The organism is Streptomyces sp. SID13666, assembly GCF_010548325.1.
Lineage (GTDB): Bacteria > Actinomycetota > Actinomycetes > Streptomycetales > Streptomycetaceae > Actinacidiphila > Actinacidiphila fildesensis.
On record NZ_JAAGLX010000025.1, the window covers coordinates 76427 to 98842 of the forward strand.

General features: G+C 72.3%; 24 protein-coding genes. 15 read left to right on the plus strand and 9 right to left on the minus strand.

Going from position 1 to position 22416, the window contains the following annotated elements; genetic code table 11:
• Window positions 1–7: 7 nt before the first annotated feature.
• The 5 genes from G3I60_RS27530 to G3I60_RS27550 all read left to right on the plus strand — a co-directional run bounded on the left by G3I60_RS27530 (window position 8) and on the right by G3I60_RS27550 (window position 5075).
• The gene (locus tag G3I60_RS27530; RefSeq protein WP_164607838.1) at window positions 8–1471 is read left to right on the plus strand and encodes an NAD(P)H-hydrate dehydratase; all 1464 of its coding nucleotides are present in this window, start codon (window positions 8–10) and stop codon (window positions 1469–1471) included.
• Window positions 1472–1574: 103 nt separating this feature from the next.
• Window positions 1575–2732: an alanine racemase gene (alr, locus tag G3I60_RS27535; RefSeq protein WP_164297455.1), complete on the plus strand. Its 1158-nt coding sequence runs from the start codon at window positions 1575–1577 to the stop codon at window positions 2730–2732.
• Between the two features lie 16 nt (window positions 2733–2748).
• Window positions 2749–3975: an alpha/beta fold hydrolase gene (locus tag G3I60_RS27540; RefSeq protein WP_239070314.1), complete on the plus strand. Its 1227-nt coding sequence runs from the start codon at window positions 2749–2751 to the stop codon at window positions 3973–3975.
• A gap of 195 nt (window positions 3976–4170) precedes the next feature.
• Window positions 4171–4752, plus strand: coding sequence for a tRNA (adenosine(37)-N6)-threonylcarbamoyltransferase complex ATPase subunit type 1 TsaE (tsaE, locus tag G3I60_RS27545; protein ID WP_138352930.1), 582 nt, complete (start codon window positions 4171–4173; stop codon window positions 4750–4752).
• 119 nt (window positions 4753–4871) lie between these two features.
• Window positions 4872–5075, plus strand: a complete 204-nt coding sequence (locus G3I60_RS27550; RefSeq protein ID WP_138352931.1) for a hypothetical protein — start codon at window positions 4872–4874, stop codon at window positions 5073–5075.
• A gap of 52 nt (window positions 5076–5127) precedes the next feature.
• Here the strand turns inward: G3I60_RS27550 and G3I60_RS27555 are convergent, their stop codons facing one another.
• A complete protein-coding gene (locus G3I60_RS27555; protein WP_343241800.1) occupies window positions 5128–5685 on the minus strand; it encodes a hypothetical protein in 558 nt (185 codons plus the stop codon).
• A gap of 185 nt (window positions 5686–5870) precedes the next feature.
• Between G3I60_RS27555 and tsaB the strand changes: the two genes are divergently transcribed.
• From tsaB to G3I60_RS27580, 5 genes are read left to right on the plus strand one after another with little or no spacing between them, the layout of a single operon-like run.
• Entirely contained in the window at window positions 5871–6533 is a 663-nt protein-coding gene (tsaB, locus tag G3I60_RS27560; RefSeq protein ID WP_164297459.1) for a tRNA (adenosine(37)-N6)-threonylcarbamoyltransferase complex dimerization subunit type 1 TsaB, read from the plus strand.
• A complete protein-coding gene (gene rimI, locus G3I60_RS27565; RefSeq protein ID WP_331284067.1) occupies window positions 6530–7066 on the plus strand; it encodes a ribosomal protein S18-alanine N-acetyltransferase in 537 nt (178 codons plus the stop codon). Before tsaB ends, rimI begins: the two co-directional genes overlap by 4 nt.
• Window positions 7059–8177, plus strand: a complete 1119-nt coding sequence (tsaD, locus tag G3I60_RS27570) for a tRNA (adenosine(37)-N6)-threonylcarbamoyltransferase complex transferase subunit TsaD (RefSeq protein ID WP_138352934.1) — start codon at window positions 7059–7061, stop codon at window positions 8175–8177. The genes rimI and tsaD overlap by 8 nt, the downstream gene beginning before the upstream one ends.
• Window positions 8177–8428, plus strand: a complete 252-nt coding sequence (locus G3I60_RS27575) for a hypothetical protein (protein ID WP_138352935.1) — start codon at window positions 8177–8179, stop codon at window positions 8426–8428. The genes tsaD and G3I60_RS27575 overlap by 1 nt, the downstream gene beginning before the upstream one ends.
• 9 nt (window positions 8429–8437) lie before the next feature.
• Window positions 8438–9280 carry a polysaccharide deacetylase family protein gene (locus G3I60_RS27580; protein ID WP_138352936.1) on the plus strand — a complete coding sequence of 281 codons (843 nt, stop codon included), beginning with the start codon at window positions 8438–8440 and terminating at the stop codon, window positions 9278–9280.
• Between the two features lie 4 nt (window positions 9281–9284).
• Here G3I60_RS27580 and G3I60_RS45730 read toward each other — a convergent pair whose 3' ends face one another.
• Window positions 9285–10847 carry a serine/threonine-protein kinase gene (locus tag G3I60_RS45730; protein WP_239070316.1) on the minus strand — a complete coding sequence of 521 codons (1563 nt, stop codon included), beginning with the start codon at window positions 10845–10847 and terminating at the stop codon, window positions 9285–9287.
• 94 nt (window positions 10848–10941) lie between these two features.
• A complete protein-coding gene (locus G3I60_RS27590; RefSeq protein WP_164297461.1) occupies window positions 10942–12171 on the minus strand; it encodes a class I SAM-dependent methyltransferase in 1230 nt (409 codons plus the stop codon).
• Between the two features lie 228 nt (window positions 12172–12399).
• Between G3I60_RS27590 and groES the strand changes: the two genes are divergently transcribed.
• Entirely contained in the window at window positions 12400–12708 is a 309-nt protein-coding gene (groES, locus tag G3I60_RS27595) for a co-chaperone GroES (protein ID WP_138352939.1), read from the plus strand.
• A 107-nt stretch (window positions 12709–12815) separates the two neighbouring features.
• A complete protein-coding gene (gene groL, locus G3I60_RS27600) occupies window positions 12816–14441 on the plus strand; it encodes a chaperonin GroEL (RefSeq protein WP_138352940.1) in 1626 nt (541 codons plus the stop codon).
• Window positions 14442–14521: 80 nt separating this feature from the next.
• Here the strand turns inward: groL and G3I60_RS27605 are convergent, their stop codons facing one another.
• The 5 genes from G3I60_RS27605 to G3I60_RS27625 form a co-directional block, all read right to left on the minus strand.
• On the minus strand, window positions 14522–15223 hold the full coding sequence (locus tag G3I60_RS27605; protein ID WP_164297463.1) for an ester cyclase: 702 nt from the start codon (window positions 15221–15223) through the stop codon (window positions 14522–14524).
• Window positions 15224–15300: 77 nt separating this feature from the next.
• Window positions 15301–16074 (minus strand): SDR family oxidoreductase, encoded by a 774-nt coding sequence (locus G3I60_RS27610; protein ID WP_138352942.1) that lies wholly within the window; start codon window positions 16072–16074, stop codon window positions 15301–15303.
• Window positions 16075–16083: 9 nt separating this feature from the next.
• Window positions 16084–16734, minus strand: a complete 651-nt coding sequence (locus G3I60_RS27615) for an MOSC domain-containing protein (RefSeq protein WP_138352943.1) — start codon at window positions 16732–16734, stop codon at window positions 16084–16086.
• Between the two features lie 10 nt (window positions 16735–16744).
• The gene (locus G3I60_RS27620; RefSeq protein ID WP_164297465.1) at window positions 16745–17410 is read right to left on the minus strand and encodes an MOSC domain-containing protein; all 666 of its coding nucleotides are present in this window, start codon (window positions 17408–17410) and stop codon (window positions 16745–16747) included.
• 269 nt (window positions 17411–17679) lie between these two features.
• The gene (locus G3I60_RS27625) at window positions 17680–18759 is read right to left on the minus strand and encodes an aminotransferase class V-fold PLP-dependent enzyme (protein WP_164607840.1); all 1080 of its coding nucleotides are present in this window, start codon (window positions 18757–18759) and stop codon (window positions 17680–17682) included.
• Window positions 18760–18843: 84 nt separating this feature from the next.
• Between G3I60_RS27625 and G3I60_RS27630 the strand changes: the two genes are divergently transcribed.
• The gene (locus G3I60_RS27630; RefSeq protein WP_138352946.1) at window positions 18844–19749 is read left to right on the plus strand and encodes a LysR family transcriptional regulator; all 906 of its coding nucleotides are present in this window, start codon (window positions 18844–18846) and stop codon (window positions 19747–19749) included.
• Between the two features lie 193 nt (window positions 19750–19942).
• Here G3I60_RS27630 and G3I60_RS27635 read toward each other — a convergent pair whose 3' ends face one another.
• Window positions 19943–20251: a WhiB family transcriptional regulator gene (locus G3I60_RS27635; protein WP_138352947.1), complete on the minus strand. Its 309-nt coding sequence runs from the start codon at window positions 20249–20251 to the stop codon at window positions 19943–19945.
• A 508-nt stretch (window positions 20252–20759) separates the two neighbouring features.
• Between G3I60_RS27635 and G3I60_RS27640 the strand changes: the two genes are divergently transcribed.
• Window positions 20760–21371 (plus strand): response regulator transcription factor, encoded by a 612-nt coding sequence (locus tag G3I60_RS27640; RefSeq protein ID WP_003948568.1) that lies wholly within the window; start codon window positions 20760–20762, stop codon window positions 21369–21371.
• A 397-nt stretch (window positions 21372–21768) separates the two neighbouring features.
• Window positions 21769–22398 (plus strand): sigma-70 family RNA polymerase sigma factor, encoded by a 630-nt coding sequence (locus G3I60_RS27645; RefSeq protein WP_232484674.1) that lies wholly within the window; start codon window positions 21769–21771, stop codon window positions 22396–22398.
• Window positions 22399–22416 lie beyond the last annotated feature (18 nt).

Sequence of the window (22416 nt, forward strand, 5' to 3'; positions counted from 1 at the left end):
ACAACGGATGCGGCACGCACACACCGTCGACACCGTACGGGCGGCGGAGCGCGCTCTTATGGCGCGGTTGCCCGAAGGGGCGCTCATGCAGCGGGCGGCTGCCGGGCTGGCGGCTGCCTGTGCCGGGCTGCTCGGGCGGGTGTACGGCGCCCGTGTCGTCCTGCTCGTCGGCAGTGGTGACAACGGCGGCGACGCTCTCTACGCGGGGGCCAGGCTCGCCCGGCGCGGGGCCGCCGTCACCGCGGTGCTGCTCGCGCCGGACCGTACGCACGGCGGCGGGCTGGCGGACCTGCGGGCCGCGGGTGGCCGTACGGTGACCGCCGACGCGGCGCTGCCGCTGATCGGCCGCGCCGACCTCGTCCTGGACGGGATCGTCGGCATCGGCGGGAAGGGCGGTCTGCGGCCGGCGGCCGTGCCGCTCGCGCGGGCCGCGCGCGACTCCCGCGCCACGGTCGTCGCCGTGGACCTGCCGAGCGGTGTCGACGCCGACACCGGTGAGGTCACCGGCCCGGTCGTGCACGCCGACGTCACCGTCACCTTCGGCACCTACAAGCCGGGCCTGCTGATCGACCCGGCCGCCGGGTTCGTCGGTGCTCCGCGCCTGATCGACATCGGCCTCGGCCCCGATCTGCCGGCCCCGGCGCTCGAAGCCCTGCAGTTCGCGGAGGTCGCCGCGCTGCGGCCGGTGCCGGCCACCGAGAGCGACAAGTACCGGCGCGGGGTCGTCGGCGTGGTCGCCGGGTCCGACCGCTATCCGGGCGCGGCCGTCCTCGCCGTGGCGGGCGCGCTGCGCGGCGGCGCGGGCGCCGTGCGGTACGCCGGGCACGGAGGGGAGGCCGTGCTGGCGCGCTTCCCCGAGACGCTCGTCACGACCGGCCCGCCGTCCGAAGCGGGCCGCGTCCAGGCGTGGGTGGTCGGTCCCGGTCTCGGCGACGGCACGGAGGCGCGGCGGTCGGTCGACGACGTCCTCGCGTCCGGGGTGCCCGTCCTCGTCGACGCGGACGGGCTGCGGCTGATCACCCGTGAGCAGGTCAGGGCGCGCACCGCGGCCACCGTCCTCACCCCGCACGCGGGGGAGGCGGCGGCGCTGCTGGGGCGGTCCCGGGAGGAGGTCGAGGCGGCCCGGCTGGCGTCGGTGCGGGAGCTCGCCGAGCAGTACGGCGCCACGGTGCTCCTCAAGGGCTCGACGACGCTGGTGGCCGACCCCGACCGGGCCGTGCCGGTGCGGGTCAACCCGACCGGCACGTCGTGGCTCGCCACCGCCGGCAGCGGTGACGTCCTGTCCGGCCTCACCGGCTCCCTGCTGGCCGCCGGCCTCGCCCCCCGCGACGCCGCGTCCGTCGGCGCCCACCTCCACGGCCTGGCCGCCCGGCTGGCCTCCGGCTCCGCCGCCAGTGTCGGCGCGCCCGTCTCGGCCCAGGACATCGCGGCCACCCTTCCGGCCGCGTGGCGTCAGGTGACGGGCGGCTGAACCCCGTCCTGACGCCGGAGAACGGCCCGGTTGCGGGCCCGTTCCGCCGGTCGCGCGGGGCGGAGGCGCGGGGCGGAGCCACCGGCCTGAGAGACTGGGCTCGATGGACAACACTGCGATGCGTGCCTGGGCGGAGATCGATCTGACCGCGCTCCGGGCGAATGTGACGGCGCTGCGGGCCTGTGCCCCCGGCGCCGGGCTGATGGCCGTGGTCAAGGCGGACGCCTACGGGCACGGCATGGTGCCGTGTGCGCGGGCCGCGCTGGAGGCCGGGGCGGCCTGGCTCGGCACCGCCACGCCCGAGGAGGCGCTGGCGTTGCGCGCGGCCGGGATCGGCGGCCGGCTGCTGTGCTGGCTGTGGACGCCCGGCGGCCCGTGGCGCGCCGCGGTCGAGGCCGACATCGATGTGACGGTGAGCGCCCTGTGGGCGCTGCGCGAGGTGTGCGCGGCGGCCCGCGAGGCGGGCGGCACGGCCAGGGTGCAGCTGAAGGCGGACACCGGCCTGGGCCGCAACGGCTGCCAGCCGGCCGACTGGCCGGAGCTGACCGCCGCGGCGCGGGCGGCCGAGACCGACGGGCTGATCAAGGTCACCGGCATCTGGTCGCACTTCTCGTGCGCCGACGAGCCGGGCCATCCGTCGATCGCCGCCGAGCTGGCGGCGTTCCACACCGCCCTGGCGGGCGCGGCGGCCGCCGGCCTCGACCCCGAGGTGCGGCACATGGCGAACTCGCCGGGCACCCTGACCCTCCCGGAGTCGCACTTCGACCTGGTGCGCCCGGGCGTCGCGATGTACGGGATCTCGCCGGTGCCGCAGGTCGGTGGCCCCGCCGACTTCGGGCTGCGGCCGGTGATGACGCTGGCCGCGCGGCTGGCGTCGGTGAAGCGGGTGCCGGGCGGGCACGGGGTCAGCTACGGCCACCACTACATCACCCCGGGCGAGACGACCCTGGCGCTCGTCCCGCTGGGTTACGCGGACGGCGTCCCCCGGCACGCGTCGGGCTCGGGGCCCGCCCTGGTCGCCGGGAAGTGGCGGACGGTCGCCGGCCGGGTCGCGATGGACCAGTTCGTCGTCGACCTCGGGGGCGACGCGGCCCAACCGGGCGACGAGGCAGTACTGTTCGGGCCGGGTGACCGGGGCGAGCCGACCGCGGAGGACTGGGCGCTGGCCGCGGGCACCATCGCCTACGAGATCGTCACGCGGATCGGGACCCGGGTGCCGCGCGTCTATGTCGACAACGGGAGACGCGTACCAGGGGAGTAGCGGGAACACGATGACCATGGACAGCGGAGCGAAGTGGGAGCGGGCCGGCAAGAGCGCCGGCTTCGTCGGTGCGGCGATCGGCGTGGTGGCGGCGGGCGCCGCCGCTGGCGTCGCGCTGGAGCGGCTCACGGTCGGCCGGGGCATCCGCAGGAAGGCGCGGCTCGCGCTGGACGCGGCCGGGCCGTACGGAGCGCTGCGCGGCACACCGGGTTCGGTGGCCGCGGAGGACGGCACCGAGCTGTACTACGAGGTCGAGGACGTCGTGGAGCAGCCGGTGGCGGTGCCGCGGCGCGGCTGGACGGGCCTCTTCAAGCGGGGCGGCGGGGCCGAGCCGCAGCCGCTCACCGTCGTCTTCTGCCATGGCTACTGCCTCAACCAGGACGCCTGGCACTTCCAGCGCGCGGCCCTGCGCGGCAGCGTCCGGGCGGTCTACTGGGACCAGCGCAGCCACGGGCGCTCCGAGCGCGGCCGGGACCAGCTCGCGGGCGAGCCCGCCACGATCGACCAGCTCGGCCGCGACCTCAAGGCGGTGCTGGACGCCGCCGCGCCGAACGGCCCGCTGGTGCTCGTCGGGCACTCGATGGGCGGCATGACGATCATGGCGCTGGCCGACCAGTTCCCCGATCTGGTGACGGAACGGGTGGCCGGGGTCGCCTTCATCGGCACGTCAGCGGGGAAGCTGGCGGCGATGACGATGGGGCTGCCGGCCGCCGGGGCACGGGCGTTCCGGGCGCTGGCGCCCGGCGTGCTGCGGATCCTCGGCACGCAGGTGGATCTGGTGGAGCGCGGGCGGCGGGCCACCGCGGACCTCTTCGCGGGCATCGTGAAGCGGTACTCGTTCGCCTCGGACGTCGACGCGTCGGTGGGCCGGTTCGCCGAGCGGCTGATCGAGGGGACGCCGATCGACGTCGTCGCCGAGTTCTACCCGGCGTTCATCCAGCACGAGAAGGCGGACGCGCTGGCCGTCCTGGACGGCAAGCCCGCGCTCGTACTGGCCGGGGACAAGGACCTGCTCACCCCGAGCGACCACAGCGCCGACATCGCGGAGCGGCTGCCGGCCGCGGAACTGGTGATCGTCGAGAACGCCGGTCACCTGGTGATGCTGGAGTACCCGGAACTGGTGAACGCCCATCTGGCCGCTCTGCTGGCCCGCGCGGCGGACGCCGTCCAGGCCCCGCTGCCACAGACGGTCAGAGAACTGGGGCTCTCTCAAGAGGTGCGGCAGGCGGCACAGGAGGCATAGGGCCTGGCCGGCCGATCACGAGCGGCCCTTTCGCCGCCTGGCACGGCCCCTCGCGGCGTTGCCGAAACACCTGAATACAAACCGGTATGCAGGTGCTCCGGCGCCTTGCGAGGCACCGCACCAGACGACGCCTTGCCCGCCCATGATCGGCCGGCCAGGCCCTCGCCTCCGCCACGCCGCGTAGCATTCGCGGACATGGAACCGCTGCACGGTCAGCACACCGCTGACGACCCCGTATCCGTCCGTCTCACGGTCAGGACCCCCGACCGTATGCGGGAGTTGGGCCGGGCTCTCGCCGGTCTGCTGCTCCCCGGTGACCTGGTGCTGCTCAGTGGCGAACTGGGCGCGGGCAAGACGACGCTGACCCGCGGCCTGGGGGAGGGCCTCGGGGTGCGGGGGGCGGTGACCTCGCCGACCTTCGTGATCGCCCGGGTGCATCCGTCGCTGAGCGGCGGTCCCGCCCTGGTGCACGTGGACGCGTACCGGCTGGGCGGCGGGCTCGACGAGATGGAGGACCTGGACCTCGACGTCTCGCTGCCGGAATCGGTGGTGGTCGTCGAATGGGGCGAGGGCAAGGTCGAGGAGCTGTCCGAGGCCCGGCTGCAGGTCGTCATCTCCCGGACGCTCGGCACGGCCGGGCAGCACGACGCCGGCGCTGACGCGGATCCCGGCGCCGACGTCGACGCCGAAAGCGATGTCGACGACGTGCGCGAGGTGACCGTCACCGGTATCGGCCGACGCTGGGTCAACCAGGACCTTTCACCGCTCGGGGCCTAGCCCGGCGGGGAGGCGTTCCGACAGCGTGTCGGGAAGATGTTGCGCGCGGGTGGCCCGGCGTGGTCGCATGGGAGTGCAGATGTTGGTCGAGGCTGCCTACATTCCCTCAGGAGGCACGCATGCCGGCTCATGGCACTTCGGACGCGCCGAAGCCCGCCGCCGTCCCCGCGGTCCCGGCTGCCCCCGTGGTCCCCGGAGTTCCCACCGGTCCCGCGATCCCCGCACTGCCGTCGATGAGCGAGCTGCTGGCCGCGGGTGCGGCGGCGACGGCCGTGTCCACCCCGCCCGACGAGAACGACGGGGAACGCCGCGACGCGGCGTAACAGCCGGCCGCCCTTCACTCGAACGGTGGAATTCGCGTCCTTGATCGCTTGATCAGCGGACGACGACGATCTTGGTGTCGATCACCGCGAGCTTCCACAGCTCGTCACCGTCGGCGGGCGTCTCACGGATACCGCCGGTCTTCTTCTGCGGGTCCGGGCTGGGCATCGAGGCGTCCACCGCCGCGCTGAAGCCGATGACGGTGGCGCCGACGGTCGCGAACCGCACGACGTGCTCGATCGCGATCCCGTCACCGCCGGTGCCGCGCGCGGTGCGCGAGGTGACCTTGTAGCGGCCGGGGGCCGGATCGACGCTGCCCGGCGCGACGACGTAGGTGCGCACCACCTTGTTGGCGCCGTTCACCAGCCAGACCCGCTTGGCCGCCAGCCCGTAGACCACGCGCTTGCCGGTGCCGGTGTTCGCGGGCAGCGCCGGCACCTTGGTGACCGGCGGCACCTTGGCCGTGGGCGCGGTGGCGGCCGGGCTCGAGGGGCGGGCCGTCACGGGGTGGTCCGCCGCGGAACCGGAGGCCTGGACGGCCAGTACGGCGATGACGGCGAGCGCGGCAGCGGTGAGGCCTGTCACGAGGGTCCCCGACCCGATCCTTGGCACGGTTGGTTCGCTCCTCCGGAGGGGTTTGCGGGCTGTGGTCGACGTTAGCAGCCGGGGCCCGCCCGATGACCGCGCGAGCGGGCGCCGGGCGGCCGGGTGTTGTGCCCGGTGTGGCGGCCTGGGCCACCGCCCCCACCGCCACCGCGGCCGGCCCGGGGAATGGGGCGGGGCCGTAGGGTGTCACCGTGCTTCTGCTTGCTTTTGACACCGCTACGCCCGCTGTGACCGCCGCGCTCCACGACGGCGGGCGGGTGCTCGCCGAATCGACGGTCGTCGACGCCCGGCGGCACGGAGAACTCCTCATGCCGGCCGTCGACCGGGTGCTGGGCGAGGCCGGGGCGGCGATCGGCGATGTGACCGGCATCGTCGTCGGGACCGGCCCCGGGCCGTACACGGGGCTGCGGGTCGGCCTGGTGACCGCCGCCGCGTTCGGCGACGCGCTCGGGGTGCCGGTGCACGGCATCTGCACCCTGGACGGGATCGCGTACGCGGCCGGTCTGGCCGGCGTCGAGGGCCCCTTCGTGGTGGCCACCGACGCCCGCCGCAAAGAGGTCTACTGGGCCCGCTACGACAGCCCCCGCGAGCGGGTGACCGAGCCCGCCGTCGACCGTCCCGCCGATATCGCGCAGGCGGTCGCGGGGCTGCCCGCCGTCGGCGCCGGGGCCGCGCTGTACCCGGAGGTCTTCACGGACGTGCGGGCTCCTGAGCACCAGTCCGCCGGCGCGCTGGCCGCGCTCGGCGCCCTGCGGCTCGCGGAGGGCGCGGAGTTCGCGCCCCCGCTGCCGCTGTACCTGCGGCGGCCCGACGCGCAGGTGCCGGCCGGCTACAAGGCGGTCCTGCCCAAGTGACGGTGACACTGCGCGAGATGCGCTGGTGGGACCTGGACCGGGTGATGGAGCTGGAACTGGAGCTCTTCCCCGAGGACGCCTGGTCGCGCGGCATGTTCTGGTCCGAGCTGGCCGACGCGCGGCACCCGCTGGCCACCAGGCACTACATCGTGGCCGAGGACGTCGCTGAAGACGTCGCCGAGGACGCTGCCGCCGTCACCGGCGGTGGGGGCCGGCTGGTCGGCTACGCGGGACTCGCGGCGATCGCCGGGACCGGCGACGTGCAGACCATCGCCGCCGCCCGCGACCAGTGGGGCACCGGCCTGGGCGCCCGGCTGCTCGCCGACCTGATGCACCAGGCCACCGCCTTCGAGTGCCACGAGGTGCTGCTCGAGGTCCGGGTCGACAACCTCCGCGCCCAACGGCTCTACGAGCGCTTCGGCTTCGAGCCGATCGGCTTCCGCAAGGGTTACTACCAACCGGGCAACGTCGACGCCCTCGTGATGCGTATGACCGAACCCTCCTCCGTACAAGGAACCACTACTGATGGCTGACGAGCCGCTTGTCCTCGGCATCGAGACCTCCTGCGACGAGACCGGTGTCGGCATCGTCCGGGGGCACACCCTGCTCGCCGACGCGGTGGCGTCCAGCGTCGACGACCACGCGCGCTACGGCGGCGTGGTGCCCGAGATCGCCAGCCGGGCGCATCTGGAGGCGATGGTCCCCACGATCCAGCGCGCCCTGAAGGAGGCGGGGGTCGCCGCGAGCGACCTCGACGGCATCGCCGTCACCGCGGGCCCCGGGCTCGCGGGCGCGCTGCTGGTGGGCGTGAGCGCCGCCAAGGCGTACGCCTACGCGCTCGGCAAGCCGCTCTACGGCGTCAACCACCTCGCGTCGCACATCTGCGTGGACCAGCTGGAGCACGGCGCGCTGCCCGAGCCGACGATGGCGCTGCTGGTCTCCGGCGGGCACTCGTCGCTGCTGCTCGCCCCGGACATCACCAGTGATGTGCGGCCGCTGGGCTCGACGATCGACGACGCGGCGGGCGAGGCGTTCGACAAGGTCGCCCGGGTGCTGGGCCTCGGCTTCCCCGGCGGCCCGGCCGTCGACCGGCACGCCCGCGACGGCGACCCGAAGGCCATCAGGTTCCCGCGCGGCCTGACCGGCCCGCGCGACGCGCCGTACGACTTCTCGTTCTCCGGCCTGAAGACGGCCGTCGCGCGCTGGGTCGAGGCGCAGCGCCGGGACGGCTTGGACGTGCCGGTGGCGGATGTCGCCGCGTCCTTCCAGGAGGCCGTGGTGGACGTGCTGACCCGTAAGGCGATCCGGGCCTGCAAGGAGCACGGCGTGGACCACCTGATGATCGGCGGCGGGGTCGCGGCGAACTCACGGCTGCGGTCTCTGGCACTGGAGCGCTGCGAGGACGCGGGCATCGTGCTGCGGGTGCCGCGCCGGGCACTGTGCACGGACAACGGCGCCATGGTCGCGGCGCTCGGCGCGGAGATGGTGGCGCGCAACCGGCCGTCCTCGACCTGGGACCTGCCGGCCGACTCCTCGCTGCCCGTCACCGAGGTCTCCGTACCGGGCCACTCGCACCCGCACCCGGAGGAGCACACCCACTCGCACGACCATGTGCACGAGCTGAGCAAGGACAACCTGTACTGATGACCGTCGCCCTGATGTGGGAGGCGCGGGCCGCCGAGGGGCGCGGTGCCGAGCTGCTGGAATGGGTCCGCGCCCAGGAGCTGGCACCGGCCCCGCTGCGCCGCGAGCACTTCTCCGCACCCGGTGACCGGGTGCTCGTCATCACCTGGTGGGACGCGCCCTACGAGGCCGAGTTGCCCGAGCTGGCGGAACCCCCGGCCGCTTTTCTGCATCGTTCAGTACACAGATGGCGTTTTGAACGAACAGCATAGGGTTCACATATGCACATAAAAGCGGCGGGACTGATCGTTTCCGGTCTCCTGCTCGTCACCGGGTGCTCGACGGCTTCGTCCACGCCGAAGGCCGCGCCGGCGACTTCCGGGACCGGACCTTCCGCCGCCCCGTCGTCCGACGGGAGCACCGCCCCCGGCGACGGTGCGGACACCGCCGCCGCGTTCCGCAAATGGAAGATCAAGCCGATGGCACCGGCCCCGGCCCCGCCGAAGGTGAAGCCGGTGAAGACCGGTTCCGGTACGCCGCCGGTGGTCAGCGACATCCCCACCAAGGAGAAGATCGTCTTCGTCACCTTCGACGACGGCGCGGAGAAGGACCCGAAGTTCGTCACCATGATGGGCGAGCTGAAGATCCCCTTCACGATGTTCCTGACCGACGACATCATCCGGAGCGACTACGGCTACTTCAAGCCGCTCCAGAAGCTCGGCAACCCGATACAGAACCACACGCTGACGCACCCGAACCTGCGGACCGAGTCGGAGTCCGCCCAGCGTCACGAGATATGCACCCAGCAGACGAAGCTGAAGGCCGAGTACGGCACCACGCCCCGCCTCTTCCGGCCGCCCTACGGCAACCTGAACGAGGCCACCAAGACCGCCGCGAAGTCCTGCGGACTCCAGGCGCTCATCCTGTGGCGCGAGTCCATGCAGATCAAGGGCATGCAGTACCAGCGCGCCGACAAGAAACTGCACCCCGGCGACATCATCCTGGCCCATTTCCGCGGCCCGTCCGAGCTCAAGGGCACCTCCATGACGGAGATGACCGCCAACATGCTGCGCATGATCTCCGAGCAGGGCTTCACCGTGGCGCGCCTCGAGGACTACGTCTGAGCCGTCAGCCCTTGCTCTCCGGCTCGGGCCGGTAGGCGCGGCTCGCGTACCGCCGCAGCGCCGTGGACAGCTCCCGCGCCTCGGCGGGGTCCAGCCGCAGGGTGAGCCCCGCGCTGCGCCGCGCCGCCGCGACGGTGACGCCCGCGGCCCCGGAATCCACACCGAACTCCTTGGGCGGGACGGCCCGCAGGCTGCCGGCCGGAACGGTCGCCCGCAGCAGGAAGCCGGCGCGCCGGCCCACCGTGGCCCGGGTGCGGACGAGCGCGACCTCCTGCACCTCGGTCCACGGCCGGGACCATTCGGCCCTGCCGTGCCGCAGTCGCAGCCCGGCCGCGTCCAGGCCGACCGAGACGGCGGCCGTGCGCCGAGCCCTGACCAGGGCGCGCAGCGCCCACGTCAGGACCGTGGTGAGCAGCGCGACCACGATGAGGCTCATCATGGTCACCTGGTTGCCGATCAACCCCACCTCGGCCACCGAGGACAGGACCAGCGCGATCGTGAAGATCCCCGCGTTGCCGGCCAGGCCCGGTCCGCCGGACACCGGTGCCTGCTGCGTGAGTTCATACCTGCTCGGAGCCGGCGTCTTGGCCCGGGTGCGGACCGGCCCGGCTTTGCGCTCGGCGACCTGCGGCGCGGTGGCGGTCGGCGCGGCGGTGGCTGGGGCGACCGAGGGTACGACGACGGGCGCGACGACGGCGGGTGGGGTGGCGGGTGGGGTGGCGGCCGGTGCCACGACGGTCGGCCGGTGTGCTGGCGGGGCTTCGCGGGCGGCGGTCAGCGTGTCGATCAGGGAATCCGTTCCCGGGCGCTCCCGGGGGTCCTTGGCGAGGCAGGCGGCGACCACCGGCCGCAGGGCGTCCGGCACCCCGCTGAGATCCGGCTCGTCGTGCACCACCCGGTACAGCAGCGCCGGAACCGTCCCCGTCCCGAAGGGCGCCCGGCCGGTGGCCGCGAACACCAGGACCGAGCCGAGCGAGAAGACATCGCTCTCCGCGCCCACCCGGCCGCCGGTGGCCTGCTCGGGGGACATGAACCCCGGCGTGCCGATCACCGCGCCCGTCCCGGTGAGCATCGTGGCGCCCTCCAGCGCCTTGGAGATCCCGAAGTCGATGACCCGCGGTCCGTCGTCGACCATCAGCACGTTGCCCGGCTTGAGGTCGCGGTGCACCAGGCCGGCCGCGTGCACCGAGGCCAGCGCCTCCGTCAGCCCCGCGCCCAGCGCCCGGAGTTCGGCCTCCGGCAGCGGTCCGTCCCGCTGCACCAGGACGCCGAGGTCGGGCGCCTCCAGATATTGGCTGGCCACCCAGGGCCGTTCCGCCTCCGGATCGGCGTCCACGACCGACGCCGTCCAGAAGCCGGACACCGCGCGTGCCGCGTCCACCTCCCGGCGGAACCGGCTGCGGAAGCCGGGATCCGCGGCGATCTCGGCCCGGACGAGCTTGACGGCGACCGCCCGGCCGCTGCGCGACCGGCCGAGATACACCTCGCCCATGCCCCCCGCGCCGAGCCGCTTCTGCAGCTCGTACGGTCCGACCCTGCGCGGGTCGCCCGGCCTCAGTTCATCCATCCCGGCCCCCCGGTTCATCAGCAGTCGGCTGCAGGCTACCGGCGCGGATGATGCCGCGTCAGGCGATGCCCGGTGCCGCCCGACACCGGCCGGCCTACGGCTCGTTCACCGGCCGGCCCAGCAGCATCGACGGTGCGCCCGCCACGCGGGTGAGGAAGACCGTGACGGAGTGCGGGCCCTCCAGCTTCAGCTTCTTGCGCAGGTCCTCCGGCTCGATGGCGGAGCCGCGCTTCTTGATGACGGCGACGCCCACACCGCGCTGCCGCAGCAGCGCCTTCAGCTTCTTCAGGCCGAACGGCAGCACGTCGGTGATCTCGTACGCCGTCGCGAACGGTGTCGGGCGCAGTTCGTCGGCGGTGATGTACGCGATCGTCTCGTCGATCAGCCGGCCGCCGACCTGTTCCGCGACCTCGGCGACCAGGTGCGCGCGGATCACCGCGCCGTCCGGCTCGTGGAGGTACCGGCCGACCGGGCCGGCCGGCGGGTCGGGGAGCGGGGCGCCGGTCCACAGGGTGCCCGCGGACGGCAGCAGGGTCGCGCTCACCGAGCCGGGGTCCTTCCCGAACCACAGCACGGCCTCCTTCACATCACCGCGGTAGGAGATCCACTCCGCCCCGGCGTCGTCGGGGACGGCCTCGTGCGGGATGCCCGGCGCGACCTTCAGGGCCGCCACCGGCACCTCGCGGGCCGCCCCGATCGCCCAGGACAGCGACGGCGAGTACGACTCAGGGTCGAAGATCCGCCCACCCGTCGCCCGGCCACCACCCCTCACCGACTCGCTGCGCGAGACCCCTCCTGATCTGCCTCCCCTCCGGGCAGGATCCACGAAGACGGCGTCGTAGCCGCTGGTGGCGATCTCGGTCACATCGGCGCAGCGCACCTCGATGAGGTCGGCGAGGCCCAGCGACTCCGCGTTGGCCCGTGTGACCGCGCAGGTCAGCGGGTCCCGGTCGACCGCCAGCACCGCCACGCCGGCCCGGGCGAGCGCGATGGCGTCCCCGCCGATCCCGCAGCACAGATCGGCCAGCCGCCGTACGCCCAGCGCTGTGAAGCACTCCGCCCGGTACTCCGCCACCTCGGTGCGGGTGGCCTGTTCCACTCCGTCGGGGGTGAAGTACATCCGGTACGCGTCCGCCCCGAACTTCGCCTCCGCGCGCTGCCGCAGCCGGGCCTGGCCGAGCGCCGCCGACACCAGTTCCGCGGGGTGTTCACGCCGCAGCCGGGTCGCCTCCGCCAGTTCGCGGGCGGGGTCGTAGTCGCGCAGCGACCCCAGCAGGGCCTGCCCGGCGGGGGTCAGCAGGTAGGAGAACGCGTCAAGATCCACGCTTCGATTGTCCTCCAGTCCGGAGGCGTCCGGCACCGTTCCGGCGGCGCTCCGTTGGCACTCCGCTTGACCGAGTGCTAAAGCCGTCCTAGTCTCGGTGCTGGCACTCAGCACTGCCGAGTGCCAGCACAACAGCGACGGGCAGGTCCGGCACCCGCGACGACGGGCCTACCAGGTCGCCACCCAGACAGACACTCCCGTTAGCCCTTTGAAGGGGGAGGTCGGAACGTGACGACCGCCAGCAGCAAGGTTGCCATCAAGCCGCTCGAGGACCGCATCGTGGTCCAGGCGCTCGAGGCTGAGCAGACCACGGCCTCCGGCCTGGTCATCCCGGACACCGCCAAGGAGAAGCCCCAGGAGGGCGTCGTCCTGGCCGTGGGCCCGGGCCGCTTCGAGGACGGTAACCGTCTTCCGCTCGACGTTTCCGTCGGCGACGTCGTGCTGTACAGCAAGTACGGCGGCACCGAGGTGAAGTACAACGGCGAGGAGTACCTCGTCCTCTCGGCCCGCGACGTTCTCGCGGTCATCGAGAAGTAGGTCTGCTTCACCACTAGCAGCAGCCGTGACCTTCCCCGGGTATCCGTGTCTACTGACCCGGCGCCCGGGGTTTGGTCTTTGACGAGGAAAAGACGAGGTAGGACGCAGTGCCGAAGATCCTTAAGTTTGACGAGGACGCCCGTCGCGCCCTTGAGCGTGGCGTCAACAAGCTTGCCGACACCGTGAAGGTGACGATCGGTCCCAAGGGCCGCAACGTCGTCATCGACAAGAAGTTCGGCGCGCCGACCATCACCAACGACGGTGTCACCATCGCCCGTGAGGTCGAGCTCGACGACCCGTACGAGAACCTTGGCGCCCAGCTCGTGAAGGAGGTGGCGACCAAGACCAACGACATCGCGGGTGACGGCACCACCACCGCCACCGTGCTGGCCCAGGCACTGGTCCGCGAGGGCCTGCGCAACGTCGCCGCCGGCGCTTCCCCCGCCTCCCTGAAGAAGGGCATCGACGCCGCGGTCAAGGCTGTCTCCGAGGAGCTGCTGAAGACCGCCCGCGCGATCGAGGGCAAGGAAGACATCGCGGCCGTCGCCGGGCTGTCCGCCCAGGACAAGCAGGTCGGCGAGCTCATCGCCGAGGCGATGGACAAGGTCGGCAAGGACGGTGTCATCACCGTCGAGGAGTCCAACACCTTCGGCCTGGAGCTGGACTTCACCGAGGGCATGGCCTTCGACAAGGGCTACCTGTCGCCCTACTTCGTCAGCGACCAGGAGCGTATGGAGGCCGTCCTCGACGACCCGTACATCCTGATCCACCAGGGCAAGATCTCCTCGATCCAGGACCTGCTGCCGCTGCTGGAGAAGGTCATCCAGGCCGGCGCGTCCAAGCCCCTGCTGATCATCGCCGAGGACGTCGAGGGCGAGGCGCTCTCCACCCTCGTCGTCAACAAGATCCGCGGCACCTTCAACGCCGTCGCGGTGAAGGCCCCGGGCTTCGGTGACCGCCGCAAGGCCATGCTCGGCGACATCGCCACCCTCACCGGTGCGACCGTCATCGCCGAAGAGGTCGGCCTCAAGCTCGACCAGGCCGGTCTCGACCTGCTGGGCACCGCCCGCCGCGTGACCATCTCCAAGGACGACACCACCATCGTCGATGGTGCCGGTGACAAGGCCGAGATCGACGGCCGTGTCGGCCAGATCAAGGCCGAGATCGCCGCCACCGACTCCGACTGGGACCGCGAGAAGCTCCAGGAGCGCCTCGCGAAGCTCGCCGGCGGCGTCTGCGTCATCAAGGTCGGCGCGGCCACCGAGGTGGAGCTCAAGGAGAAGAAGCACCGTCTCGAGGACGCCATCTCTGCGACCCGCGCCGCGGTCGAGGAGGGCATCGTCTCCGGCGGTGGCTCCGCTCTCGTCCACGCCGTCAAGGTCCTCGAGGGCAACCTCGGCCTGTCCGGCGACGAGGCCACGGGTGTCGCGGTCGTCCGCCGCGCCGCCGTCGAGCCGCTTCGCTGGATCGCGGAGAACGCGGGCCTCGAGGGCTACGTCATCACCGCCAAGGTCGCGGAGCTGGAGGCCGGTCACGGCTTCAACGCCGCCACCAACGAGTACGGCGACCTCGTGAAGGCCGGCGTCATCGACCCGGTCAAGGTCACCCGCTCCGCGCTGGAGAACGCCGCTTCCATCGCGGCCCTGCTGCTCACGACCGAGACCCTGGTCGTCGAGAAGCCGGCCGAGGACGAGGGCGACGCCGGCCACGGCGGCCACGGCCACTCGCACTGACGTCGTAGCCGCGCTCTGTCGCACGAAGGCCCCTGCTCCCGCCGCCCGGCGGGAGCAGGGGCCTTTCGCCGTACCGGGCGCTAGTGAGGCATCTCGATCACGCCGAGCTTGGTCAGCAGGCCGAGCATGTCGTGGTTCCACCAGGCTTCCACGATCATCCCGTCCTGGAACCGGAAGACCGTCTGGCCGGTCATCCGGGCCTGCCGGTCGGTGGCCGGCATGCCGCGGAACTCCGCGACGTGCGTGGCGGTCCAGGTCCACCGGTTCGCCACGCAGTCCCCTTCGGCGAGCTGGTCGTCGATCGTGAACCGGAAGTCGAATCCCGCCCGGTATCCGGCGACTTCCTCGCGCAGGGCGGCGGTTCCCATGGTGGGCGTCTCGTTGTTGGGGTCGTGATCGCGGTAGTCGGCCGCGAAGATCTCCTCGATGGCGTCCAGATTGCCGTCATTGGCGATCTCTTCGAAGAACCGGCGGCAGGCCGCCTTGTTGAGCTGCTCGTCCCGGACCACGTCCAGGTCCGTGAACGTGGGCATCCCGTCGCAGAGCGCCACCATCTCCTGGAAGATCCGCTCCGTCTCCGGGAGCTGGGAATTCTTCATCGCCTCTTCGTACGACGGGAATTCCACGATCTCGACGTAGTGGGACGCGTCGGCGCGGTCCTTGCCGATGACGCTGTGGCTCGCGGTCCGCTTGCCCTTGGTCTGTTCGACCCAGCGGTCCATGAGCTGGTTCATGTCGTCGAACTGGTCGGTCTTGAAGTCGATGATCTGTGTGAACTGCATGGCGTACCTCCCGAGCCGGGTGGGATACGTCCATTTTAGTGAGAAATGCGCCTTCCGCAGATACCGCCGGGCAACGGCTACTGCGGCCCGTACTTGCGGCCCGTCCTGGAGGTGACCCCGCCGAGCAGGCCGCGCGGCGCCAGCTTCACCAGGCCCATCAGCGTCTTGTACCTCGGGTCCGGCACGGACAGCGTCTTCCCGCGGGCCAGGTCCTTGAGCGCCGTCGCGACCAGCTTGTCCGCGTCCAGCCACATCCAGCCCGGAATGTTGTCCGTCCCCATCCCGGCACGCTCATGGAATTCGGTCCGCACGAAGCCGGGGCAGAGCGCCATCAGCCGTACGCCGGTCCCCGCCAGATCCTTCGACGCGCCCTGCGTGAACTGCACGACCCACGCCTTGCTCGCCCCGTACGTCCCGCGGGGCACGAAGGCGGCGACCGACGCGACGTTCACCACGCCGCCACGTCCCCGCTCCCGCATGCCGTCCGCCGCCGCGCTCGTCAGCCGCAGCACCGCCTCGCAGTGCACCTTGAGCATGGTCAGCTCATCGGCCATCGAGACCTCGAGATAGCGCCCCTTGTTGCCGAACCCGGCGTTGTTGATGAGCAGATCCACCGCATCGGACCGGTCCGCGAGCCGTGACTCGACGGCCGCGATCCCGTCGTCCCGCGACAGGTCGGCGGAGAGCACCTCCGCCTCGATGCCGTGCCGATCGTGCAGTTCGGCCGCCTGCTTCCGCAGCCGCTCGGCGTCCCGGGCCACCAGCACCAGGTTGTGCCCATCGGCCGCCAGCCGGCGCGCGAAGGCGGCGCCGATCCCTGCCGTCGAGCCGGTGATCAGTGAAGTCGTCATGCCATGAAGTTAGCCGAGCCGCTTGCGGATCGATTCCGCGTACGACCTGTTGATCAGGTCGATCGCCACCAGCGTCCGCGGCAGCAGCTCCGACTCCGTCGTCATCGCCCGGAACAGGAACTCGACGGTCACCTCGTGATCGGGTCGCGACAGCACGGTGATCCCGTCACCCGCCCGCACCGAACCCGGCTCGACGACCCGCAGAAAGGCACCGGGCCTGCGGTCCTGGGTGAAGCGCTTGACCCACCCCTTCTCGTCCAACCACCCGGCGAAGGTGCGGCACGGTATCCGCGGCGAGGTCACCTCCAGCACCACCTCACCGACGCGCCAGCGCTCCCCGATCACCGCGGAGTTGACCTCGACCCCGGCCGTCGTGAAGTTCTCCCCGAACACCCCGCTGGGCAGCTCCCGCCCGAGCACCCGCTCCCACCGGTCCAGGTCCTCCCGCGCGAACGCGTACACGGCCTGGTCGTCCCCGCCGTGGAACCGCCGGTCGATGATGTCGTCCCCCGCCAGCCCGCTGCCCGCCACTCCCTGCGGCCCGGGGTCGGCCACCGCCACCGGGCCGTCGACGGGCCGTTTGTCGATCCCGGTCGTCCCACGATCCGAGTAGCCGACGGCCATCAGGCGGCCGATATTGAGTGACAGGAGTCGCGACATGCAAAGCACCTTACGTTCGCGGCCCCCGTCCGGCGACCCTCCTGCGGATCCGCTCGAGATCCCCGGCGGGCAGCGCGTCCGCGACGACCAGCCGCGGCAGCAGCTCCGGCTCTCCGGTCAGCGCCCGGAACGCCAGCGCGACCGTCACCTCGTGCTCCGGCCGCCCGACGACCTCCACCGCGTCTCCCGCGCAGATCTCGCCCGCCGTGACCACCCGCAGATACGCCCCGGGCACCGCGGCCGCGGTGAACCGCTTGAGCCATCCCGGCCGGTCCAGCCAGCCCTCGAACGTCACACACGGAATCCGCGGACACGACACCTCCAGCACCACCCCGGCCCCCACCCGCCACCGCTCCCCGATGAGCGCGCCGTTCACATCCACCCCGGATGTCGTGAGGTTCTCCCCGAACACCCCATGGGGAAGCTTCCGCCCGAGCTCGCCCTCCCACCCGTCGAGGTCCTCCCGTGCGTAGGCGTACACGGCCTGATCGTTCCCACCGTGATGCTTCACGTCATGGACGCGGTCCCCGGCGAGCCCCACGGCCCCGGTGCCTTTCGCCCCGGGCGCCGCCACGGCCACCGGGCCGGTCACGGGACGCTTGTCGATGCCGGTCGCGGCGATTCCCTTCCAGGGATTGGCCTGCGGCCGGCCCACATTGACAGATAGCAGCAGCATGCTTCGACGATAGGCGTCGGGGGCGCGGGTACGTCAGCCCTCGCCCCGCCGTTGCGCCACACGCCTGCCGGCGGGGCGCGGGTACGTCGGCGCCTGTCCCGCCGTTGCGTCTGCGGCGGGCTTTCCCCACCCACCCGCCCCTTGCTCGTATGGGCGGATGCGCGTCGGCACCCGTCCGCAGACTCGGCGCGCAGGCGCAAGGGACCCGAGGGCGGTGTTCCCGCCCACGACCCGCACGGACGGGCTGTGACGTGGGGCCCCCGACTCCGTCAACCCGCCCGCAGAACCCCCAACACCCGCTCCACATCCGCAGACCCGTTGTACAGATGAAACGCGAACCGCAGATTCCCCGCCCGCGCCGCCAACTCCACCCCCGCCTCCTCCAACCGCCCCGCCACCCCAACCGGCAACCCCGGAACCGACACGATCGCCGACCCACCCTCCCCGATCGCCGGGAACCCCAATTCCGCCATCCCGTCCCGGAACGCCGTAGCCAGCGACACGTCATGCGCGTGGATCGCCTCCACCCCCGCCTCCTCGATCAGCGCCAGCGACTCCGCCACCGCCACGAACCCCAGATACGCCGGCGACGCGTCGAACTGCCGCGCCGTCGTCGCCAGTCGGGCGATCGGGCCGTAGCACTCCGCCCAGGGGTCGTCCCCCGCGTACCAGCCGGCGAACGCGGGGGAGAGGCCGTCCTCGGTGCCGGGGCGGACGGTGAGGAAGGAGACGCCGTGCGCGCCGAGGAGCCACTTGAAGGAGCCGCAGACGAGGTAGTCGTAGTCGTCGGCGCGCAGGGGGAGCCAGCCGGCCGCCTGGGTGGCGTCGACGAGGGTGCGGGCGCCGTGCGCGGCGGCCGCGGCGCGGATCGCCGGGAGGTCGGCGACGCGGCCGTCGGCCGACTGGACGGCGCTGACGGCGACGAGCGCCGTCCCCGGCCGCACCTCGGCCGCCAGGCCGGCCAGCGGGACGGAGCGCAGGGCCAGGTCACCGCGGCCGGCGAACGGGTTCACCAGGGAGCTGAAGTCGCCGTCGGCGACGAGCACTTCGGAGCCCGCCGGCAGCGCCGCGGCGATCTTGCCGACGCTCGTGGAGACGGTCGAGCCGATGGCGACCCGGTCGACGGAGGTGGACAGCAGCCGGGCGAACGACGCGCGGGCGGCGCCGACGGCGGCCTCGTACCGGTCGAGGGGCGGCCGCCCGGCGGCCCAGTCGTCGATGGCGGTACGCAGGGCTTCGGCCGTCCGGGTGGGCGGCAGCCCCATGGTGGCGGTGTTCAGGTAGGTGATGCCCGGCGCGATCGAGGAGAACGCGCCGCCGGCCGGCCCGGAGTTCGGTAGGGAGTCCATGCCTCCTGAGCCTGCCGCGCCCCGCTCTCAAAGTCCACGACCAATAACTTCGAAGTATCCCCAAGCATCGCTTATGGTTGAAGCATGATCGAGGCACGTCATCTCAGGGTGCTCCGCGCCGTGGCCAGGACCGGTTCGTTCTCCGCCGCCGCCCGGGAGCTGGGCTGTACCCAGCCCGCAGTCAGTCAGCAGATGAAGGCCCTGGAGCTGTCCGCCGGGACCACCCTGCTGATCAGGACCGGCCGGGAGATGCGGCTGACGGAGGCCGGCGAGGCGCTGGTCCGGCACGCGGCCGGGATCCTGGCGGGCCTGACGGCCGCCGAGGAGGAGGTCGCGGCCATCGCGGGGCTGCGCGCCGGACGGGTGCGGCTGTCGTCGTTCCCGTCGGGCAGCTCGACGCTGGTGCCCACCGCGGTCGCGGGGATGCGCGCCGCGCACCCCGGCACGAAGATCTCGCTGGTGGAGGCGGAGCCGCCGAAGTCGGTGGAGATGCTCCGTGCGGGGGACTGCGACATCACGCTGGCGTTCCGCTACGTGGATCTGCCGACCCCGGCGGAGGAGCAGTGGGACGACCTGGTCGTCCGGCCGCTGCTGACCGACCGGCTGGTCGGCCTGGTGCCCGCCGGGCACCGGCTCGCGGCCGGGGACCGGCCGGTGCGCATCGAGGAGCTGGCGGAGGAGGAGTGGATCGCGGGCTGCCCGCGCTGCCGCCGCCATCTGGTGGAGGTGTGCGAGCGCGCGGGCTTCACCCCGCGCATCGACTTCGCGACGGACGACTATCCGGCGGTGGTGGGCCTGGTCGCGGCCGGGCTCGGGGTGGCGGTGCTGCCGGAGCTGGCGCTGGAGGCGGTGCGCCCCAAGGGCGTCGCGGTGCTGGAGGTGCTTCCGGCCGTGCAGCGTGAGGTGGTGGCCCTCACGCTGCCCGACCTGGCCCATGTGCCGGCCGTGGACATGATGCTCGGCCGGCTCGCGCGGGCGGGCCTGCGGTAGGTCAGGGCGTCACACCCGCCCGGGCCTGGCAGGCACGGCTGTGCCCGTAGCCGCGCGGAGAACTGCGGAAGCCGCGCGGACGAGTGCGGAAGCCGGCCACAGGCGACGAAGCCGCGCGCCGGAGGCGCCGACGTCGCGCACGGGACGTGCCGAACCCGCGCGGGACGCGCATACGCGCCGAAGAAACGATTCTTCAGTTCGTCGGCTGCATGGTGAGCAGCCGGTGCCGCGAGCGGCCCATCATCTCTTCGCGCTCATCCTCCGTCAGCCCGCCCCACACTCCGTAGGGCTCCCGTACGGCCAGCGCGTGCGTCGCGCACTCCGCGCGTACCGGGCACCGCATGCAGACCTCCTTGGCGGAGGCCTCGCGGGCGCTTCGGGCGGCGCCGCGCTCGCCTTCTGGGTGGAAGAACAGGGAGCTGTCGACGCCGCGGCAAGCCGCGACGAGCTGCCAGTCCCATAGATCGGCGTTCGGGCCCGGAAGGCGGGAGAAGTCTGCCATTGCTCATCCCCTCGAAGGGTGTGTTGAGGAGCCAGGGTCCTGTCCGGTCGCTGCCCGGACCGTCCGAGTCCGGTCGCTGCCGGCTGGACACGCTCCAGGTGCTCTCGACCGTACATCTACTGTCTAAGTAGATGTAAATATGACTCATCACAAATTTAGCCGCGAACACCGTGCAATGCGCCAAAGAGCATCCGAATAGTGCAAACTCCGACATAAGACCCGTTCGGCGGGATGCATGTCCGGCAAGTGGGCGCGCGAAGTGCTTCCGGGCCCGATCCCAGTGCGCCCTCTGGACCTGCGATGCGGCTGATCCGTATTCGTTCCCTCACGTAGAGTGCTGGCTACGGCAGCCAAACTCCGTAACTCTTTCGAGTGAGGGTCGTTGAGAGTGCGGAAGTGGTTGGCGGACGAACGATTCGGGCAGGTGCCCGACGCCGTCAGCCCCAACGGTGAAGTTTCGTACAGCCTGGAGGCTCAACGTGACGCGGTTCAGCTGCGGAGGGCGGGCATGACTTCCGTCCTCGTCTGTGACGACTCCCCGCTCGCCCGAGAGGCCCTGCGCCGCGCGGTCGCGACCGTGCCCGGCGTCGAGCGTGTAACGACCGCGGCCAACGGCGAGGAAGTCCTCCGCCGCTGGGGCGCCGACCGCTCGGACCTCATTCTCATGGATGTCCGGATGCCCGGCCTCGGCGGTGTCGAGACCGTGCGCCGGCTGCTCTCGGCGGACCCGGGCGCCCGCATCATCATGCTCACCGTCGCCGAGGACCTGGACGGCGTGGCGCTCGCCGTCGCGGCCGGTGCCCGGGGGTACCTGCACAAGGACGCCTCGCGCGCCGAACTGCGGGCCACCGTCACCCAGGCGCTCGCCGACCCGACCTGGCGGCTGGCCCCGCGCCGGCTGCGCTCCGCCGAGATGGGCGCCGCGCCGACCCTGACCGCGCGCGAGATCCAGGTGCTCGAGGGCATGAGCCATGGACGGTCCAACGCCGAGATCGGCCGCGAGCTGTTCCTCTCCGAGGACACCGTCAAGACGCACGCCCGGCGGCTGTTCAAGAAACTCGGTGCGTCGGACCGGGCCCACGCCGTGGCGCTCGGGTTCCGCTGGGGCCTGGTCCGCTAGGCCGTGTCTGACAAATCCCGCCTGGCCCGGGACGCCTGGTACGCACGCTCGCTGCGTTGTCGGGCTCATCCACGTACCCCGGTACGAGGACGACCCTCCGCCTTGCGATCGCACGCACCAGACGCCCCGGGCCCCGCCCTTCGGGCGGACGCCGCTATTTGTCAGACCCGGCCTAGGAACCAGGACCATGCGCGGTGGGCTTACGGGTGGAGCCGCCCCGCTCGTACCGGTTTCCCGAGCGAGGACGCATGCTTGACGTATGGACTTCCTCGGGGATCGGCGGGCGGGGCAGCGGGGGGACGCCGTGAAGGCGGCCGACGCCCCCGCGCATAACGCTTCGGTGCACAAGGACTCACGCGATGCGGCAGAACGTCCTGCGGCCATGCACCATGGACCGATGCGAGACGAGGCCAACGGCGACAACGCAGCCTTCGGCGCCCTCGTCCGCCGTGCGGTCGATGGTGACGAGCAGGCGACCCATGACCTGCTGGCCCTGGTGCACCCGCTGGCCGAGCGGTATTGCCGCGGCCGTTTGTCCCGGTTGCCCGGTGATGCTCGTCACTTCGTGGACGACCTCGCCCAGGAGGTCTGCCTCGCTGTGCTGTGCGCGCTGCCGCGCTATCGCGACCAGGGGCGGCCGTTCGAGGCATTCGTCTTCGCCATCGCCGCCCACAAGGTCGCGGATCTGCAGCGGGCCGCCATGCGCGGCCCGGGCAGCACCGCCGTGCCCTCCGACGAGATGCCGGAGAAGCCGGACGACTCGCTCGGCCCCGAGGAGCGCGCACTGCTCAGCAGCGACGCGGCCTGGGCCAAGAAGCTGCTCGCCAACCTTCCCGAGCACCAGCGGGAACTGGTGCTGCTGCGGGTCGCGGTCGGCCTCAGCGCCGAGGAGACCGGGCAGGTGCTGGGGATGTCGCCCGGAGCCGTCCGGGTCGCCCAGCACCGTGCCCTCAGCAGGCTGCGCGCCATCGCGGAGGAGTCCGCGGAGGCGTCGACCGGCGGCGATCCCCGAGGTCTCAGCGCGTAGGACCTGTCCCAGCGCCGG

What these genes read in the sequence shown, in the direction of transcription:
- G3I60_RS27605 (WP_164297463.1), bottom strand. Translation starts at nt 15,223, where the DNA reads ATGCAGTTCACACAGATCATCGACTTCAAGACCGACCAGTTCGACGAC.
- G3I60_RS27635 (WP_138352947.1), bottom strand. Translation starts at nt 20,251, where the DNA reads ATGGCAGACTTCTCCCGCCTTCCGGGCCCGAACGCCGATCTATGGGAC.
- G3I60_RS27530 (WP_164607838.1), top strand. Translation starts at nt 8, where the DNA reads ATGCGGCACGCACACACCGTCGACACCGTACGGGCGGCGGAGCGCGCT.
- tsaE (WP_138352930.1), top strand. Translation starts at nt 4,171, where the DNA reads ATGGAACCGCTGCACGGTCAGCACACCGCTGACGACCCCGTATCCGTC.
- G3I60_RS27620 (WP_164297465.1), bottom strand. Translation starts at nt 17,410, where the DNA reads ATGCTGCTGCTATCTGTCAATGTGGGCCGGCCGCAGGCCAATCCCTGG.
- alr (WP_164297455.1), top strand. Translation starts at nt 1,575, where the DNA reads ATGGACAACACTGCGATGCGTGCCTGGGCGGAGATCGATCTGACCGCG.
- G3I60_RS27640 (WP_003948568.1), top strand. Translation starts at nt 20,760, where the DNA reads ATGACTTCCGTCCTCGTCTGTGACGACTCCCCGCTCGCCCGAGAGGCC.
- G3I60_RS45730 (WP_239070316.1), bottom strand. Translation starts at nt 10,847, where the DNA reads ATGGATGAACTGAGGCCGGGCGACCCGCGCAGGGTCGGACCGTACGAG.
- G3I60_RS27550 (WP_138352931.1), top strand. Translation starts at nt 4,872, where the DNA reads ATGCCGGCTCATGGCACTTCGGACGCGCCGAAGCCCGCCGCCGTCCCC.
- tsaD (WP_138352934.1), top strand. Translation starts at nt 7,059, where the DNA reads ATGGCTGACGAGCCGCTTGTCCTCGGCATCGAGACCTCCTGCGACGAG.
- G3I60_RS27630 (WP_138352946.1), top strand. Translation starts at nt 18,844, where the DNA reads ATGATCGAGGCACGTCATCTCAGGGTGCTCCGCGCCGTGGCCAGGACC.
- G3I60_RS27580 (WP_138352936.1), top strand. Translation starts at nt 8,438, where the DNA reads ATGCACATAAAAGCGGCGGGACTGATCGTTTCCGGTCTCCTGCTCGTC.
- G3I60_RS27540 (WP_239070314.1), top strand. Translation starts at nt 2,749, where the DNA reads ATGGACAGCGGAGCGAAGTGGGAGCGGGCCGGCAAGAGCGCCGGCTTC.
- G3I60_RS27645 (WP_232484674.1), top strand. Translation starts at nt 21,769, where the DNA reads ATGCGAGACGAGGCCAACGGCGACAACGCAGCCTTCGGCGCCCTCGTC.
- G3I60_RS27615 (WP_138352943.1), bottom strand. Translation starts at nt 16,734, where the DNA reads ATGTCGCGACTCCTGTCACTCAATATCGGCCGCCTGATGGCCGTCGGC.
- G3I60_RS27625 (WP_164607840.1), bottom strand. Translation starts at nt 18,759, where the DNA reads ATGGACTCCCTACCGAACTCCGGGCCGGCCGGCGGCGCGTTCTCCTCG.
- G3I60_RS27610 (WP_138352942.1), bottom strand. Translation starts at nt 16,074, where the DNA reads ATGACGACTTCACTGATCACCGGCTCGACGGCAGGGATCGGCGCCGCC.
- G3I60_RS27575 (WP_138352935.1), top strand. Translation starts at nt 8,177, where the DNA reads ATGACCGTCGCCCTGATGTGGGAGGCGCGGGCCGCCGAGGGGCGCGGT.